The organism is Salininema proteolyticum (genome assembly GCF_042685645.1).
In the GTDB taxonomy this organism is placed as follows: Bacteria; Actinomycetota; Actinomycetes; order Mycobacteriales; family Micromonosporaceae; genus Salininema; species Salininema proteolyticum.
The window spans coordinates 1,846,783-1,863,509 of record NZ_JBHUNX010000001.1 but is presented as its reverse complement, the minus strand read 5'-3'; the positions used below and the strand labels follow the sequence as shown (position 1 = coordinate 1,863,509).

Sequence of the window (16,727 nt, the reverse complement as noted above, 5' to 3'; positions counted from 1 at the left end):
GTCCCAGGCGACCGGAAGCGCCTTCACGCCGAAGACTTCCGCGGTCTCGGGGCGCAGGGCGACCTCTTCGGCGACTGACCCCGCCCGCAGTTTCACCGGCACGCGCCGCTCAACGGGCGCCGTCCCCAGACCCGGTTCACCCTTGGAGAGCCCGGCCTCTTCGAGTAGGTGACGGCCCGAAGGGCCGACCTTTTGTCATACCGCCGGGTTAGGATCAGCTGGACTTCGGAGGTAGCGAAGCTACCTTGAGGTCGATATATATCTTAGAGTTTGATCAAATGGCCGGTGCCGACCCGGCCGACGGTAGGAGACACGATGACCGGCAAGACAGCCAAAGCCGCCGAGAAGGGCCGGCCGCACGCCGCCGACAGCCACGACATGATCCGCGTGCACGGCGCCCGCGAGAACAACCTCAAAGACGTCGACATCGCGATCCCCAAGCGCCGCCTCACCGTCTTCACCGGCGTCTCCGGTTCCGGCAAGAGCTCCCTGGTCTTCGACACCGTCGCCGCCGAGTCCCAGCGGCTGATCAACGAGACCTACTCCGCGTTCCTGCAGGGCTTCATGCCCACCGTCGGACGCCCCGACGTCGACGTGCTCGACGGCATCACCACCGCCATCGCCGTCGACCAGCAGCCCATGGGATCCGACCCGCGCTCCACCGTCGGCACCGCCACCGACGCCAACGCAATGCTGCGCATCCTCTTCAGCCGCCTGGGCCGGCCCCACGCCGGCGGCCCGAAGGCCTACTCCTTCAACGTCCCCTCCGCGCACGGCAGCGGCGCGATCTCCGTGGGCGGGAAGAAGGCCGCCAAGGCCACCTTCAGCATCACCGGCGGCATGTGCCCCTCCTGCGAGGGCCGCGGCAAGGTCAGCGACTTCGACCTCGACGAGCTCTACGACAAGGACAAGAGCATCAACGAGGAGGCCCTGACCATTCCCGGCATGAACATGTCCGGCTGGTTCGGCCGCATCCTCCGCGGCTGCGGCTACTTCGACCCGGACAAGCCCATCGGGAAGTTCAGCGCGAAGGAGCTGGACGACCTGCTCTACCGCGAGCCCACCAAGATCAAGATCGAGGGCACCAACCTCACCTACCAGGGGCTCATCCCCCAGATCAAGAAGTCCTTCCTCGCCAAGGACCGCGAGGCCATGCAGCCGCACATACGGGCCTTCGTCGACCGGGCGATCGTCTTCCGCACCTGCCCCGACTGCGAGGGCACCCGCCTGGCCGAGCACGCCCGCAAGTCCAAGCTCGCGGGCATCAGCATCGCCGACGCCTGCGCCATGCAGATCAGCGACCTCGCCGCATGGGTCCGCGCCCTCGACGAGCCCTCCGTCGGCCCTCTCTTGACCAGCCTGGGCGAGAACCTCGACTCCTTCGTCGAGATCGGACTGGGCTACCTCTCCCTCGATCGGCCCGCCGGAACCCTCTCCGGCGGCGAGGCGCAGCGCGTGAAGATGGTCGGCCACCTCGGATCGTCCCTCACCGACGTCACCTACGTCTTCGACGAGCCGACCGTCGGACTCCATCCCCACGACATCCAGCGGATGAACAACCTTCTCCTGCGCCTGCGCGACAAGGGCAACACCGTCCTGGTCGTGGAGCACAAGCCCGAGAGCATCGCCATCGCCGACCACGTCGTCGACCTCGGACCCGGAGCGGGAACCGCCGGCGGCGCCATCTGCTACGAAGGAGACCTCGACGGCCTGCGCGAGAGCGACACCGTCACCGGCCGCCACCTCGGCGACCGCGCCAAGGTCAAGGACGAGGTGCGCGAACCCACCGGCGCCCTGGAGATCCGCGGAGCCGACGCCCACAACCTCCGAGACGTCGACGTGGACGTCCCGCTCGGCGTGCTCACCGTCGTCACCGGCGTGGCCGGCTCCGGAAAGAGCTCCCTCGTCCACGGGTCCATCCCCGCCGACGAGGGGGTCGTCTCGGTCGACCAGGCGCCCATCAAGGGCTCCCGGCGCTCCAACCCCGCCACCTACACCGGACTGCTCGAACCGGTCCGCAAGGCCTTCGCCAAGGCCAACGGCGTCAAACCCTCGCTCTTCAGCGCCAACTCCGAGGGCGCCTGCCCCACCTGCAAAGGAGCCGGCGTCGTCTTCACCGACCTGGCCATGATGGCCGGAGTCGCCTCCACCTGCGACGAGTGCGAAGGGCGCCGCTACGACTCCTCCGTCCTCGACTACCACCTCGGCGGCAAGGACATCAGCGAAGTCCTCGCCATGTCCGTCGACGGGGCCGAGCGGTTCTTCGCCGAGGGCGAGGCGCGCGTGCCCGCCGCCCACAAGATCCTCCGGCGCCTCCACGACGTGGGCCTCGGCTACATCACCCTGGGACAGCCGCTCACGACCCTCTCCGGCGGCGAGCGCCAGAGGCTGAAGCTGGCCACCCACATGGCCGACAAGGGCGGCGTCTACGTCCTCGACGAGCCCACCAGCGGGCTCCACCTGGCCGACGTGGAGCAGCTCCTGGCACTGCTGGACAAGCTCGTCGACTCCGGCAAGTCCGTCATCGTCGTCGAACACCACCAGGCGGTCATGGCCCACGCCGACTGGATCATCGACCTCGGCCCCGGAGCCGGGCACGACGGCGGCACCGTCGTCTTCGAGGGCACTCCCGCCGAGCTCGTCGCCGACCGGTCCACCCTGACCGGCGAGCACCTGGCCGCCTACGTCGGCGCCTAGGCCGCGCCCCGATCGGGCCGGGCACGGCGACGGGTCCGATCGCCAATGAACTGCGATAACCGGAAATCGGCCCACAGGGGGAGCTCTTTTTGGAGCCGGCCCGGAGGGCCGACGTTCTTCTTGCCGGAGGGAAGGTAGGCCGGGCACAGCCGATGCGACTACATCGGTATCGATATATATTTGGTCAATCGAAGAAAAAAGGACACGACGCGTTCGTTTGCCCATAGGATCCCTGAGGGGAGCATTGCTCCCATCCGGACGACACACACATCCGAAAGGGAAAACGACCCATGAGTCAAACCCGCAAGAGAGCCTACCGAGTAGCTACCGGAATCGCCGCGGCCGCCCTCGGCTCGGCCTTCATCGCCGCGCCGGCCGGCGCGCAGCTGCCCATCGACGACCCCGTCGGGGACCTCCCGATCGAGGACCCGACCGCAGGAGAGACGCCCGACCTACAGGAACTCCTGTGCAGCGTCATCTCGCTCGACGTGGTCCTGGGGAATCCGGTCCTGACCGACGCGGCGGGCAATGAGACACCGCTCCAGGACCTTACCGGACAGCTCAACGCCGTCCCGTCGGTCGACGACCCGACCGGCGAGCTTCCCGTCAGCGAACGGCCGGGCCACCAGCTCGACGACGTCACCGGCCAACTGCCGGTCGATCTCGACATCGGCGAGATCCTCCTCGGCTCCGACCCGCTCGCCGGGCCGGACGTCGAAGGGGCGCCCGCCCAACTGACGCTCACTCCGGCCGAAGGCGCCGAAGAGCAGGCGGGGGCCTTGCCGTTCGACCTGACCCTGCTGATGGCCGAGGCCACCCAGAAGGCCGAGGACCCAGCCGAGCAGGCCGAGGACCCGACCGCGGCCCTCACCGAGCTGACCTCGTCGATCGAGCTGGACGTCCAGATCATCATCGAGGCCATCCTGGCCGGGGACGCCGAACTGGCGCTCGGCACCCTGCTGGGCGACGTCGAGCTCCTCGACGCCGACGGCAACGCTGCCGGCACTCTCACGACGGCGGCCGACGTATCGGCCGACGCCGGCGGAGACCTGAACTAGCGGAACACCGTCGGGGCCGGGTCGGGAAGTCTCCTTCCCGACCCGGCCTTCACTGTGCCCTGGTTCACTTCGATGGCGACTTGCGGCTGACGTAGCGTCAACGGAGAAGGTGGACGAGTCAACGAGAGAAACGACGGAAGGAGCGGCCATGGCCGTCCCGACACCGGAGGCGATGCCGCAGGAGACCTGGCCCATCGGCGAGGTGGCCGAGATGGCGGGCGTCTCCACCAGGACCCTGCGCCACTACGACGCCAAAGGACTCCTCAAGCCCTCGCACGTGCGCCACGGCGGCATCCGCTGCTACGGCCCCGGCGAACTGCTGCGGCTCCAGGAGATCCTCCTGCTGCGCCGCCTGGGCCTCGGGCTCGAGGCCATCGCGGCCGTCCTCGCGGGAGAGACCGACCGCGTCGAGGCGCTCAAAGGCCACCGCCGGGCCCTCCGGTCCGAGCGCGACCGCCTCGGCCGGCTCCTGGACACCGTCGACTCCACCATCCACCAGATAGAAGGGAACGAACCGATGAAACCTCGAACCTGGTTCAAGGACCTCGACCCGCAGACCGCCGCCGCCTACGAGGCCGAGGCCCGCGAGCGCTGGGGCGACGAGTCCGTCGACCGCTCCGCCGAGGCGTTCGCGTCGCTGTCCGAGGAGGAGAAGGCCCTCCACGGCGAGAAGTGGCACGGCCTCGTCGCCCGCGCCGTCGAGATGATGCGCTCGGGAGAGCCGGCCGACTCCGAGGCCTTCCAGGAGATCGTGGCCGAGCACTACGAGTGGCTCAAGCCCATGTGGGCCGGCCGGGTGCAGAAGTCCGCCTACATCGGACTGGGCCGTATGTACGCCGACGACGAGCGCTTCGCCGCGCAGTTCGACCGGGCCGCCGAGGGCCTCGCCGAGTACTTCGCCAGGGGAATGGCGGTCTTCGCCGGGAAGCACCTCGAGGACTAGCCGGGTCCGCTTCGCGGTCTTCACGTGAGGCGGGACACCGGCGGCGAAAAAATCCTTGCGCCGGGACGGGAACGGGCCTATGATCAACTCGTTCTTGTTCCCGGCGTTAGGCAATCCATTGAAGCTCTGACCGACAGGCATCGCGCCCCGCGACGGCGCGTATGAGACGGACCGCCGAGCAGTGTGCTCCGCGGTGTTCCGTTCCTGTCGGCCGAGAGTCGGGAACTTCTCTCCACGGGCGTTCGCCCGTCCCTTCTTCCGGACTTTCTCCGCACCCTCATGCGGGCGATGCCTCTTCTGAAATGACGGTCCGACAAGGCCGTCCGCAACGACCGCGCCGCGTGAATCCGTGAAGAAGCCAGGAAGAGGAGCCTCCCTCATGTCAAATGCCATCACCATCACCGATCTCGCCTTCCAGTGGGCCGACGGCGGCGAGGTGATCACCGGCCTCAATGCCGCCTTCTCCCCCGGTGCGACCGCTCTGATCGGCGACAACGGGACGGGGAAGTCCACTCTGCTCCGATTGGTCGCCGGAGAGCTCTCCCCTTCCGCGGGGCGGGTGGAGCACACCGGCCGCATGGCCTACCTTCCCCAGCACCTGCCGCTGAGCCGGGGCCTTTCGGTCTCCGACCTGTTGGGGATCTCCCCGGTGCTGGCGGCGATCGAGGCCGTCGTGGCCGGGGAGGTCGACGAGGACCTCTTCGAGGTCATCGGCTCGGACTGGGACGTCGGCGAGCGCGCCCGCGCCCGCCTGGACCAGCTGGGGCTGGACCACGTGGGCCTGGACCGTCCCGTCGAGTCGCTCTCGGGAGGCGAGTGCCTCCTGGTCGGCCTGGCCGGGAAGCTCTTGGAGCGCCCGGACGTGCTGCTGCTGGACGAGCCGACGAACAACCTCGACCGGCGGGCGCGGGGCTACCTGTACCGGGCGGTCGAGGCGTTCCAGGGAACTCTGCTGGTCGTCTCCCACGACAGGGACCTGCTGCGGCGGGTCGACCGGACGGCCGAGCTCTACCGGGGCGGGATCCGCTTCTACGGGGGGAACTTCGACGTCTACGAGGAGGCGGTGGCCGCCGAGAGCCACGCCGCCGAGCGGGCCGTGCGCGACGCCAGGGCCCATTACCGCAAGCAGAAGCAGGAGTGGATCGACTCGCAGGTGAAGCTGGCGCGCCGGGAGCGGGCGGGGCGCAAGGCGTCGGGCAACAAGTCCCAGCCCAAGATCGTCATGAACGAGCGCAAGCGCCAGGCGCAGGTGTCGCGGGCCAAGCACCGCATCGAGAAGGAGGAGGACCTCGCCGGGGCCAAGGAGGCCCTGGAGGAGTCCAAGGACCGCCTGCGCGACGACAAGTCGATCCGGGTGGACCTTCCCGAGACGCGGGTGGGGCCGGCGGCGGTCGTCGCCGAGGTGTCCGGCTTCGGCGCCGAGGGGGTACACGGCCAGAGCCTCTACGGTCCCGCGGGCGTGGACCTGTCGGTCGTCGGTCCCGAGCGGGTCGCCCTGGTCGGGGACAACGGGTCGGGGAAGACGACGCTGCTGCGGCGGCTGCTGGCAGAGGCCCGTGTCCCGTCGGGGTATCTGACGCAGCGGCTGGACTTCCTCGACGACGGGGCGACCGTGCTGGAGAGCGTGCGCGCCCGGGCCGGGGACGCCGACGAGTCGCTGTTGCGCACGCGGTTGTCGCGGTTCCTGTTGCGCGGCGACGCGGTGTTCCAGCCGGTGTCCACCCTGTCGGGCGGGGAGCGGCTGCGCACGGCTCTGGCGGCGGTGCTGTCGGCGCGGCCGGCGCCGAAACTGCTGGTGCTCGACGAGCCGACGAACAACCTCGACCTCACGTCGGTGGGGCAGTTGCGCGACGCGTTGACGTCGTTCGAGGGCGCGCTGGTGGTCGTCAGCCACGACCCGGACTTCCTCGACGGGCTCGGGCTGACCCGCCGGGTCGTGCTGGAGCGGGGCGAGGGCGTGGTCAGCGACGTCCGCGACGGGGTCGAGACGGTGCTGCGCGAGAGCGGCGAAACGGCGTGAGGGGCGCCGTCCCCCGCTGCGCGGTCAGTGTCCGGCGTGGCGGGGCGGGTGGTCGAGGTCGGTGCCGTCCTGGAATCCTATGGCGGCGTGGGTGCCGTCGCAGAAGGGCTTGTTGCGCGAGGCGCCGCACCGGCAGAGGGTGACGCGCCGGCGTAGCTCGTACTCCTGGCCGTCGGCGGAGCGGACGGGGATGGCGCCGCGCACCCAGAGGGGGCCGCTGCAGCCCTCCACGGGGTCCTCCACGACGCCGATGGAGGCCGGCAGGTCCGGTTTCACCGGCGCCTTGGTCTCCGGTTCCCAGGAGACGAGCCGGCCCGAAGGGCAGTGTCCGGCCTCGTAGTCGACCATCTCGGCGGTTCCGGGGCGCTCGACGAGGTTCCAGATCCCGCCGGCCGGGTCGCAGAAGCGCGCGAAGGCGCACAGGCGTTCGGCGTCGGTGAGGATCCGCTCCGGCCCGTCCTACTCCCCCGCCTGGGCGAGGTAGGGTTCGCGCGGCGCGGTCTCGGTGCCGTCGAATCCGATCTGGGCGTGGGTGCCGTCGCAGAAGGGCTTGGTCCCCGACCGGCCGCACCGGCAGAGGTTGTAGGAGCTCACATCCTCCCAGGGTTCGCCCTCGATCCACGTCAGGGACTCCCCTTCGGGGCCTGAGCCGATGAACTGCTTGGCCAGGGGGACGTGGCCGTGGACGCGGTAGGGTCCGTTCTTCGTGATCCTGATGCTGGGTTCGCGGTCCACCTCGGCCCCCTTCGCGCCGTCCTCGCCCTTGCTCTGGACAGAAGGCTAGCGCTCCGGCGGCCGCCGGGGGCCCGATTGGTACATTCGAGTCCGGACCGTTGGAAAGGCGATGACCCAGATGATTCTCGAGCTTCCCTTCACCGCGCTGGACGCCGGCGCCGATCGGCGCGCCTGGCTGTCGGGCGTCCGCGACTCCGCGGCCCGGGCCGGGGGCTACCTCGGCTTCGACCGGTGGCCCGCCGAACGCCGCGCCCGGCTGGAGAAGGCGGTGCGGGAGCACATGCCCGAGCTGGCGCCGCTCATCGACTCCCTCGCCGAGGAGCTCGACGTCCCCGACGCCTGGACGGCCCTCGCCGTGCCCACGACGCGGCCGTTCACGGCCGGGTGCACCCAGACGGCCGCCTCGGGGGTGCTGGCGCGCAACTACGACTTCGACCCCGACGACTGTTCGAAGACGGTGGTGCGCACCGACTTCCTCCGCCCGGTCATTGGGATGCAGGAGGGCACCTGGGGGCTGCTCGACGGGATGAACGACGCGGGGCTGGCCGTCTCCATCGCCTTCGGCGGCAGGCCGGTCCTCGACCTCGAGGACGGGCACAGCGTCCTGCTGCTGGCCCGCTACCTCCTGGAGACCTGCGAGTCCGCCGAGGAGGCCTGGGAGCGGGCCAAGAGCTTCCCCTCGGCCACGACGCACAACCTCACCGTCGTGGACTCCGACCAGGCCTACTCGCTGTACCTGCGCCCCGGCGAGGGCGCGGTGCGGCGCGACTCCCCCACCGCCGCCAACCACCAGGACGACCCGGAGCACGAAGGAGGAGAGGACTCCCGCCTGCGCGAGGCGGTCCTCGACCGCGTCCGCCGGGCCGCCACCGTCCCCGACCTCATCGCCGCGCTGCTGACCGGTCCGCTCTACCGGCACGGCTACGGGCGCGGCTTCGGAACCGTGTACACCGCCGCCTACGTCCCGCGCGAGGGCCGGGTGGAGTACCACTGGCCCGAGACGGCCATCGGGGTGTCCTTCGAGGACTTCCAGACGATGGAGTGGACCGTCGACGTCGAGGACAGGGCGTAGAGGTCCGGACGACGGCCGAGGGCAAAGAGCAAGGGGGAGGCCCCGCGGAGTGGTTCCGCGGAGCCTCCCCCTTGTTACGGGTACGTTGCCGGGCGCGCCCGGCCGGACCCTACGCCTTCGCCAGGCTCGCCTTGCGGAAGTCCGCGTTCAGGTTGCCGATGACGTCGAGGCCGATCTCCTTGGGGCAGGCCGAGGCGCACTCACCGGTGTTCGTGCAGCCGCCGAAGCCCTCGTTGTCGTGGGTCTCGACCATGCCGATGACGCGGGTGTTGCGCTCCGGCTGGCCCTGCGGCATCAGGTTCAGGTGCGTGACCTTGGCGGCCATGAACAGCATTCCCGAGCCGTTGGGGCAGGCCGCCACGCACGCGCCGCAGCCGATGCAGGCGGCGGCCGAGAAGGAGGCGTCCGCGTCCTGCTTGGGCACCAGGTGCGTGTGCGCGTCCGGGGCCGTCCCCGTCGGGGCGGAGACGTAACCGCCGGACTGGATGATGCGGTCGAACGCCGTGCGGTCGACCACCAGGTCCTTGACGACCGGGAACGGGCGGGCGCGCCACGGCTCGATGTCGACGACGTCGCCGTCCTTGTAGTGTCGCATGTGCAGCTGGCAGGTCGTGGTCGCCGCGTTCGGGCCGTGCGGCTGACCGTCGATCACCAGGGAGCAGGCGCCGCAGATGCCCTCGCGGCAGTCGTGGTCGAACGCCACGGGGTCCTCGCCGTCGGCGATGAGCTTCTCGTTGAGGACGTCCAGCATCTCGAGGAAGGACATGTCCGGGTTGACGTCGTCGAGGTCGTAGGTGACCATCTGTCCGTCCGCGTCGGCCGACGGCTGACGCCAAATTCGCAGCGTGAGTTTCACTTGTAGCTCCGTTGGGTGGGCTTGACGTATTCGAAATGAAGTTGTTCTTTGTGGAGAGTCGGCTTGCTCTCGCCGCCGTACTCCCACGCTGCGACATAGGAGAAGTTCTCGTCGTCGCGCTTGGCCTCGCCCTCCTCGGTCTGCGACTCGGCCCGGAAGTGGCCGCCGCAGGACTCGGCGCGGTGCAGGGCGTCGATGCACATCAGCTCGGCCAGCTCGAAGAAGTCGGCCACCCGGCCGGCCTTCTCCAGCTGCTGGTTGAGCTCGGCTCCCGAACCGGGGACCTTGAGGCGCGTGTCGAACTCGGCGCGCAGGTCGCGGATCAGGCTGATGGCCTTGCGCAGGCCCTCGTCGGTGCGCTCCATGCCGCAGTACTCCCACATGATGGAGCCCAGTTCGCGGTGGAACGAGTCCGGCGAGCGGTCGCCGTCGCTGGAGAGGAACTTCTCGAGGCGCTCGTCGACGGACTTGCGGACCTCGGCCACCTCCGGGTGGTCCTCGCCGACCTTCTCGAAGGGCCCGGCGGCGAGGTAGTTGGAGATGGTGTTGGGCAGGACGAAGTAGCCGTCGGCCAGGCCCTGCATGAGCGCCGAGGCGCCCAGGCGGTTGGCGCCGTGGTCGGAGAAGTTGGCCTCTCCGGTCACGAACAGGCCGGGGATGTTCGACTGCAGGTCGTAGTCCACCCACAGTCCGCCCATGGTGTAGTGGACGGCCGGGTAGATGCGCATCGGGCGCTCGTACGGGTTCTCACCGGTGATGCGCTCGTACATGTCGAAGAGGTTGCCGTACTTCTCGGCGACGGCGTCCTTGCCCAGGCGCTTGATCGCGTCGGAGAAGTCCAGGTAGACGCCCAGACCGGTCGGTCCCACGCCCTGGCCCTCGTCGCAGACGACCTTCGCGGCGCGCGAGGCGATGTCGCGTGGCACCAGGTTTCCGAACGCGGGGTAGCGACGCTCCAGGTAGTAGTCGCGCTCGTTCTCCGGGATCTCGGCGGGGTGGCGCTTGTCGCCGGCCTTCTTCGGCACCCACACGCGCCCGTCGTTGCGCAGCGACTCCGACATGAGCGTCAGCTTCGACTGGTAGTCGCCGGACTGCGGAATGCAGGTCGGGTGGATCTGCGTGTAGCAGGGGTTGGCGAAGTAGGCGCCCTTGCGGTGGGCGCGCCACGCGGCGGTGACGTTGCAGCCCTTGGCGTTGGTCGACAGAAAGAAGACGTTGCCGTAGCCGCCGGAGGCGAGCACGACCGCGTCGGCGATCTCGGTGGAGATCTCGCCGGAGACCAGGTCGCGCACGACGATGCCGCGGGCGCGGCCGTCGACGATGACCAGCTCCAGCATCTCGTGGCGCGTGTGCAGCTCGACGTTGCCGGCCGCCACCTGGCGCTCCAGGGCCTGGTAGGCGCCCAGCAGCAGCTGCTGGCCCGTCTGGCCGCGGGCGTAGAACGTGCGGGAGACCTGCGCGCCGCCGAAGGAGCGGTTGTCCAGCAGGCCGCCGTACTCGCGGGCGAACGGGACGCCCTGGGCCACGCACTGGTCGATGATGTTCGTGCTGACCTCGGCCAGGCGGTGCACGTTGGACTCGCGCGAACGGAAGTCGCCGCCCTTCACCGTGTCGTAGAACAGGCGGTGGACGCTGTCGCCGTCGTTGCGGTAGTTCTTGGCGGCGTTGATGCCGCCCTGCGCCGCGATGGAGTGGGCGCGCCGCGGCGAGTCCTGGAAGCAGTAGTTGCTCACGTGGTAGCCCAGCTCGCCCAGGGTGGCGGCGGCCGAGCCGCCGGCCAGGCCGGTGCCCACGACGATGACGCGCAGCTTGCGGCGGTTGGCCGGGTTGACCAGCTTGCCGGAGAAGCGCCGCTTCTCCCAGCGGTCCTCGATCGGGCCGGCCGGAGCGGCCTTGTCCTCGATGTCGGCTCCGGTTGTGAAGAATTCTTCGCTCATGTCAGCTCACCAATCCGAAAGTGACCGAAAGCGGAACGGCGAGGAATCCCACGAGGAGGACGACCGCGACGATCCAGGCGATGGTCTGGGTGCGTTTGCGCCACGTGTTCCCCGGGCCCGCGATGGTCTGGACGGCCGACCAGATGCCGTGGCGGATGTGGAGGGACACGAAGACGACGGCGACGACGTAGAAGAGGGTCACCCACCAGCGCTCGGGGGCGAAGCCCTGGACGACGGCGGAGTAGACCTCGGGGACGTCCTTCTCCGGGTTGACCGTGCGCGTGGTCAGGTCCAGCAGGTGCCAGACGACGAAGAGGGCGATGATGACGCCGCCCCAGCGCATGGTGCGCGCGGCGTAGGAGCCCTCGCCCCTGACGGGCGGACGGTGGGCGTACTTCACCGGACGGGCGACGTGCGCCCGGCGGGTGAGGACCACGGCGCTGGCGATGTGGGCGACGACCGAGGCCAGCAGGACGACCCGCAGGACCCACAGGAGGGACTCGTAGGGCAGCAGGGGCTCGCCGATCTCGCGCAGGCCGTGCGCGTACTCGTTGAGCTCTTCCGCCCCTCCGAAGGCGTGGAGGTTGCCGGCCATGTGGGCGATCAGGAACAGCACCAGGACGATGCCGGTCACCGCCATGGTGATTTTCGCTCCGATGGAGGAGACCCTCACGGGTTTCGTCCTCCCCGGACGCTTCGTTGCAGTTTCCAAAGACACGCCACAAGGCTAGGGGAGGGCCTCGTCACCCGTCCAATGCATGGCCGCCGGTGTGGCCATTCCAGTAAGTTATCAACTATGCGTCCTCATCAGCTCAAGGCGTTCATCACCGTAGCGCAGACCAGGCACTTCACCAGAGCCGCCGAACAGCTCGGCATGAGCCAGCCTTCGCTGTCCAAGCAGATCCAGGCCCTGGAGGCCGAACTTGGTGCGAGCCTTTTCACAAGACAGGGCGGCCAGGTCCACCTGACCGACATCGGCGCGACCCTGTTGCCGCACGCCAAGCGCATCGTCTCGGCCGCCGACGACGCCCTGAGCGACGTGAACAACCACCTCGCGCTGGCCAAGGGGCGCCTGCGAGTGGGGGCCACGCCGACGATCTGCTCGTGGCTCATCCCCCCGCTCCTGGCCCTCTACCACGAGTCCTGGCCGGGCATCCAGATCAGCCTCACCGAGACCGGCTCCTCCGACCTCACCGAACACCTGGTGCGCGGCGACGTCGAGATCGCGCTGACGGCCCACCCGCACCACCACCAGGCCGCCGCCGGCATCGACAGCCAGCCGCTGCTGCACGAGACCCTGGTCATCGCCCACACCGCCGACCACCCGCCCCTGACGGCCCAGGCCTGCATCGGACTGGGGCAGCTGACCGACCAGCCGTTCGTGCTGCCGGGCGCCGGATACGACCTCCGCACGCTGACGCTCGAGGCCTGCCAGAAGTCCGGGTTCACCCCGCAGATCGCCGTCGACGGCGGCCACACCGACACGATCGTCGACCTCGTGGCCACCGGCGTCGGGGTCGCGCTGCTGCCGGCCATGACGGCCACGCAGGACCCGCGGATCCGCACCACGCCGCTGGCGCCGCCCGGGGCGGTGCGCACCATCGCCCTGGAGCGGGCCGCCGACACGCCGACGACGAAGGCCGCCCGGGCCTTCGAGGAGACGCTGCAGAAGTACCTGACCCGGCGCCACGCCTACGGGAAGATCCCCTCCGGGCTGCACCTGGTCTGAACGGGAGTCTAGAGCTCCACCTCGCGCTGGAACATGCCCGCGATCTCGCGGGCGTTGGGGCTGCCCGCCTCCGGGTCCGCGCCGTGTCCGAGAAGGACGGTGATGACCTCGCGGTAGTCCTTGAACACCGCTCCGGCCAGAGGGGACTGGCCCCGGTCGTTGAGGCGGTCGACGTCCGCGCCCCGGCGGATGAGGGCCCGGACGGTGTCGGCGTGGCCGTTGTAGGCCGCCAGCATCAAGAGGGTGTCACCCGAACCGGTCGCGATCTCGATCGGCAGTCCGGCGTCCAGGTACTGCTCCAGGACGGCCGTCTCGCCCGTGCGGGCCAGATCGAACGCGCGGTCGGCGATGGCGGTCATGTCCTCGTCGGTCGGCCCTTCGGCCCTCTCGTCGGTCACGCTGGAATTGTCGCATACCCGCGCGCTCTGCCGTATCCCGGACGGATGTATTGACAACCCTCTTCGATGTCGGCACTATGGATCAGCCATCGCCGGGCGATGGCGAACAGGGTGGGAACTCGAAAGGAGCATATGAACCGACATGAGGCCACGACGATAGGCCGATTCCGGCTGGGACACCGGACCATCGAGGCCGCCACCGAAGGAGGGGGCACGGTGTGGATCAAACGCGTCCACCCCGACCCCGAGATGGAGCTGGGGTGCATCGTGCAGATCGACACCGCGACACCGCGACTCCGCCTCTACCTGGCCGAATGGGACGACACGACGCGGGAGGAGGCCAAAGAGCGGGCCAAGCAGCTGTGGCTGCGCCACCGCGCGGCGGCATGAGGGTCCCCGTCCCCGCCGGACCCTCCGCGCGCCGCTTCCAGTGACACGGCCTCAATGCCGCAGGGCCGCCATGACGCCCTCGGCCTTGGCGCCCGCCTCGGCCACCTCAGCGTCGGGATCCGACCGCCAGGTGACCCCGCCCCCGGCCCACAAGTGCAGCCGGGAGGCGTCCCCCGCCAGAGTGCGAATCGACAGACCCAGGCGCACTCGGCCGGCCGAGGCGGCGAAACCGAAGGCGCCCATCGCCGGGCCACGGCCCACCGGCTCCAGGGCGGCGATGATCTCCAGGGCCGTCGATTTGGGCGTGCCCGTGACCGAACCGGGCGGGCACGCCCCCCGCAGCAGGTCCGAGAATCCCAGGCCCGGGCGCAGCCGGGCCGACACGGTCGACTCCGCCTGCCAGAGGTCTCGCCACCTGCGCAGCGAGAACAGCTCCTCCACCGTCACGCTCCCGGGAACCGACACCTGGGCCAGGTCGTTGCGCAACAGGTCCACCACCATCGCGTGCTCGGCGCGCTCCTTGACCGAAGAGGTCAGCTCCACGCGCCCGGCCTCCGTCGCCGGGGCCGTGCCCTTGATGGGATAGGTCCGCACCGTCGAACCGTCGACCTCCACAAAGCACTCCGGCGAGGCCGAGGCGACGAACCACTCCGGCGCACCCCCGCCCCGCGACCGCAGGGCCCCGCCCCACGCGGCCCCCGGCACCGAGGCGACGTCGCGGACCAGCGCGGCCGGATCACCCTCCCACGGGGCCGTCCAGTGTCCGACGACGTTGAGCACGTACACGTCTCCCGCCGCGATGCGTCGGCACGTCTCCCGCACAGCCTCGGCATGGGCTCCGGGCGTCCACGTAGGAGTCCACTCCCCCACCGTGTAATCCCCGCGCGCCTCGGCCGCCGGCGGATCGGCCTCCAAGGGCTCGCCGGTCGAAGGCTCGGCGTGCTCGAAGGCGACCAGGACGACGTCGGGGACGGCCGACGGAGGCTCGGCGCCCGCCGCCGCACCGGTCATCACCGCCGAGGCCCGGTGCGACAAGAGGACTCCCACCCCGCAGGCCGAACCGGGCCGCCCGTGGTCGGGGCCCCGGCCGTGCTCCGCGAGGAATCCGTCGATCGCCGCGGGGAGGTCGCCGCCGTCGCCGGCCCGCCACTCGAGGCGGTCGGCCTCCACCGCGGTACTCCGACAGGCGGAGTCCATCCCGGGCGGGGCGAAGGGTTCCATCACAGCCCCAGGACCGCGTCGGCCAGGCGCGAGTCGGCGTCCTCCGCCGAGGCGTCCACGTAGACGCCCCCGGAGGACTCGGCGATCTGGGTCAGCGAGGCCTCGTCGGCGCCGGGATAGCCCACGACGATCACCCGGGCCGAGCCCGTGGAGGCCAGGTCGGTGGCCGTCTCCAGGTCCACGGCGCTGACCGGGTCGCCGGCGGCGCTGGTGAAGACCACGATGGAGCTGGTGGTGCCTTCGGAGGCGTTGTCGTTCATGTAGTCCACGGCGGTGGCCAGCGCGCCGTAGACCGGCGGACCGCCGGGCACGGCCCTCAGCGAGTAGGCGGCGTTCTCGACCGTGTCGCGGTGGCCGCCCTCGCCCAGCACGCCCGCTTCGGCGTCGACGAACACCGAGTTCTCCGACGCCTGGCCGGAGAAGTCCCACAAACCCACGCGGGAGGAGTCGCCCAGGCCGTCCACCAGGGCGGAGAAGTCGTCCACGGCCGCCGACAGGGAGCCCTCCATCGTCTCGGAGGTGTCCACGAGCGCCAGGACGTCGACCTCGCGCCGCAGCGAGTACCAGCTCTCCAGGGCCGTCCGGACGGTGTCGGAGGACAGGGTCTCACCGTGCTCGTCGGCGGCGTCGGTGTGCAGGCCGGACTCGGCCAGGGTGGTGCGGGCGGCCTCGGTGGCGAGGAACTTCCCGAACTCCTCGGCCACGCGGGCGTCCACGTCGCCCACCCAGTCCGCGTCGGAGAGCACCACGTAGGGGTAGACCGGGTCGGGCAGCGAGGCGGCCGGCTCGACGACCGAGAGCTGGAAGTCCCCCGAACCCTTGTTGAATGACTCGACCTCGTAGTCGAAGGCCGCGTAGGCGTCGGCGAACGCCATGGGGTCCTCCCCCGCGGCGCGCAGCTCGGTGACCTGCCCGAAGATCTCGGAGGCCGTCGCGGCCGTCTTCCCCGACTCCAGCGCGGCGGCGAGGTTCTCCACGGCCTTCCGGTCCCCCTCGCCCTGTTCGTCCAGGGCCACGTTCAACAGGGTGTGCAGGCCGGAGGACGAGGTGCGCGGGGAGGCCGAAGCCAGGTCCAGGTCGCCCCCGGCGGCCCGGGAGGCGATCTCCTCCCACGAGGCCTCTTCCAGCCAGGGGTTCTCCGCGAGGACCGGCTCGGGGACGGCCAGGACGAGGTGCGAGGAGCCCAGGAGGGTCCGGTCGGCGGCGGCGAGGTCGCCGGCGGTCCCCGACTCGCCCACCCAGTCCAGCCAGGCCGAAGAGTCCGGCACCCAGGCCACGGGCCGCTTGCCGAGGTTCCGCTCGTTCCACACGCCGGAGAGGCCCCCGGCGGCGTCGACGGAGGAGACCCGCTCCACGGACACCCCGATGCACTGGCCGTCGTAACTCGGCGAGGTGCTCTCCCACTCGGAGGCCAACTCCTTGAGGCCCGAGGCGACCGACCCGGACGCGGAGACCGGGACCCGGTAGACGTCGCCGGAGCAGGCGCCGCGCACGGCCTTGACGAAGACGACCGTCACCGCGGCGATCACGACGGCGCAGACGGCGACGATGATGACCCACGGGGCGACGGGCAGTCGGCCCCCGCCCTTTCGGCGGCGCTTTCCCGTTCCGCGGTGCGACTTCACCGTCCGGTCTTCAAAGATCATCGGTCCCCCGTCGTCGGCGTGACGG

At 70.2% G+C, this 16,727-nt stretch carries 15 protein-coding genes; 7 read left to right on the top strand and 8 right to left on the bottom strand.

Annotated elements, in window-relative coordinates:
• The first annotated feature begins 315 nt into the window (after nt 1-315).
• The 4 genes from ACFTE1_RS08685 (at nt 316) to ACFTE1_RS08670 (ending at nt 6,718) form a co-directional block, all read left to right on the top strand.
• Nucleotides 316-2,697 (top strand): ATP-binding cassette domain-containing protein, encoded by a 2,382-nt coding sequence (locus tag ACFTE1_RS08685; protein ID WP_380618028.1) that lies wholly within the window; start codon nt 316-318, stop codon nt 2,695-2,697.
• A gap of 290 nt (nt 2,698-2,987) precedes the next feature.
• Nucleotides 2,988-3,755, top strand: coding sequence for a hypothetical protein (locus tag ACFTE1_RS08680; RefSeq protein ID WP_380618027.1), 768 nt, complete (start codon nt 2,988-2,990; stop codon nt 3,753-3,755).
• 148 nt (nt 3,756-3,903) lie between these two features.
• Nucleotides 3,904-4,698, top strand: a complete 795-nt coding sequence (locus ACFTE1_RS08675; RefSeq protein WP_380618026.1) for a MerR family transcriptional regulator — start codon at nt 3,904-3,906, stop codon at nt 4,696-4,698.
• A 379-nt stretch (nt 4,699-5,077) separates the two neighbouring features.
• Nucleotides 5,078-6,718 carry an ABC-F family ATP-binding cassette domain-containing protein gene (locus ACFTE1_RS08670; protein ID WP_380618025.1) on the top strand — a complete coding sequence of 547 codons (1,641 nt, stop codon included), beginning with the start codon at nt 5,078-5,080 and terminating at the stop codon, nt 6,716-6,718.
• A 24-nt stretch (nt 6,719-6,742) separates the two neighbouring features.
• Here ACFTE1_RS08670 and ACFTE1_RS08665 read toward each other — a convergent pair whose 3' ends face one another.
• Together ACFTE1_RS08665 and ACFTE1_RS08660 are read right to left on the bottom strand one after the other, a co-directional pair.
• On the bottom strand, nt 6,743-7,066 hold the full coding sequence (locus ACFTE1_RS08665; protein ID WP_380618024.1) for a CDGSH iron-sulfur domain-containing protein: 324 nt from the start codon (nt 7,064-7,066) through the stop codon (nt 6,743-6,745).
• A 111-nt stretch (nt 7,067-7,177) separates the two neighbouring features.
• Nucleotides 7,178-7,453, bottom strand: a complete 276-nt coding sequence (locus tag ACFTE1_RS08660) for a CDGSH iron-sulfur domain-containing protein (RefSeq protein WP_380618023.1) — start codon at nt 7,451-7,453, stop codon at nt 7,178-7,180.
• A gap of 109 nt (nt 7,454-7,562) precedes the next feature.
• On the opposite strand from ACFTE1_RS08660, the gene ACFTE1_RS08655 reads away from it, so the two are divergent.
• Complete coding sequence (locus tag ACFTE1_RS08655) at nt 7,563-8,525, top strand: C45 family autoproteolytic acyltransferase/hydolase (RefSeq protein ID WP_380618022.1); 963 nt, start codon at nt 7,563-7,565, stop codon at nt 8,523-8,525.
• Between the two features lie 109 nt (nt 8,526-8,634).
• On the opposite strand, the gene ACFTE1_RS08650 is transcribed toward ACFTE1_RS08655, so the two are convergent.
• From ACFTE1_RS08650 to ACFTE1_RS08640, 3 genes are read right to left on the bottom strand one after another with little or no spacing between them, the layout of a single operon-like run.
• Nucleotides 8,635-9,381, bottom strand: a complete 747-nt coding sequence (locus ACFTE1_RS08650; RefSeq protein WP_380618021.1) for a succinate dehydrogenase/fumarate reductase iron-sulfur subunit — start codon at nt 9,379-9,381, stop codon at nt 8,635-8,637.
• Entirely contained in the window at nt 9,378-11,318 is a 1,941-nt protein-coding gene (locus tag ACFTE1_RS08645; protein WP_380618020.1) for a fumarate reductase/succinate dehydrogenase flavoprotein subunit, read from the bottom strand. Before ACFTE1_RS08645 ends, ACFTE1_RS08650 begins: the two co-directional genes overlap by 4 nt.
• A gap of 1 nt (nt 11,319) precedes the next feature.
• Entirely contained in the window at nt 11,320-11,991 is a 672-nt protein-coding gene (locus ACFTE1_RS08640; RefSeq protein ID WP_380618019.1) for a succinate dehydrogenase cytochrome b subunit, read from the bottom strand.
• A gap of 123 nt (nt 11,992-12,114) precedes the next feature.
• Here ACFTE1_RS08640 and ACFTE1_RS08635 point away from each other — a divergent pair, with 123 nt between their 5' ends.
• A complete protein-coding gene (locus ACFTE1_RS08635; RefSeq protein WP_380618018.1) occupies nt 12,115-13,047 on the top strand; it encodes a LysR family transcriptional regulator in 933 nt (310 codons plus the stop codon).
• Nucleotides 13,048-13,055: 8 nt separating this feature from the next.
• Here ACFTE1_RS08635 and ACFTE1_RS08630 read toward each other — a convergent pair whose 3' ends face one another.
• A complete protein-coding gene (locus ACFTE1_RS08630) occupies nt 13,056-13,406 on the bottom strand; it encodes an ankyrin repeat domain-containing protein (RefSeq protein WP_380618070.1) in 351 nt (116 codons plus the stop codon).
• Between the two features lie 171 nt (nt 13,407-13,577).
• Between ACFTE1_RS08630 and ACFTE1_RS08625 the strand changes: the two genes are divergently transcribed.
• A complete protein-coding gene (locus tag ACFTE1_RS08625) occupies nt 13,578-13,835 on the top strand; it encodes a hypothetical protein (protein WP_380618017.1) in 258 nt (85 codons plus the stop codon).
• Nucleotides 13,836-13,886: 51 nt separating this feature from the next.
• On the opposite strand, the gene ACFTE1_RS08620 is transcribed toward ACFTE1_RS08625, so the two are convergent.
• Nucleotides 13,887-15,056: a chorismate-binding protein gene (locus ACFTE1_RS08620; protein WP_380618016.1), complete on the bottom strand. Its 1,170-nt coding sequence runs from the start codon at nt 15,054-15,056 to the stop codon at nt 13,887-13,889.
• Complete coding sequence (locus ACFTE1_RS08615; protein ID WP_380618015.1) at nt 15,056-16,702, bottom strand: vWA domain-containing protein; 1,647 nt, start codon at nt 16,700-16,702, stop codon at nt 15,056-15,058. Before ACFTE1_RS08615 ends, ACFTE1_RS08620 begins: the two co-directional genes overlap by 1 nt.
• Between the last annotated feature and the right edge of the window lie 25 nt (nt 16,703-16,727).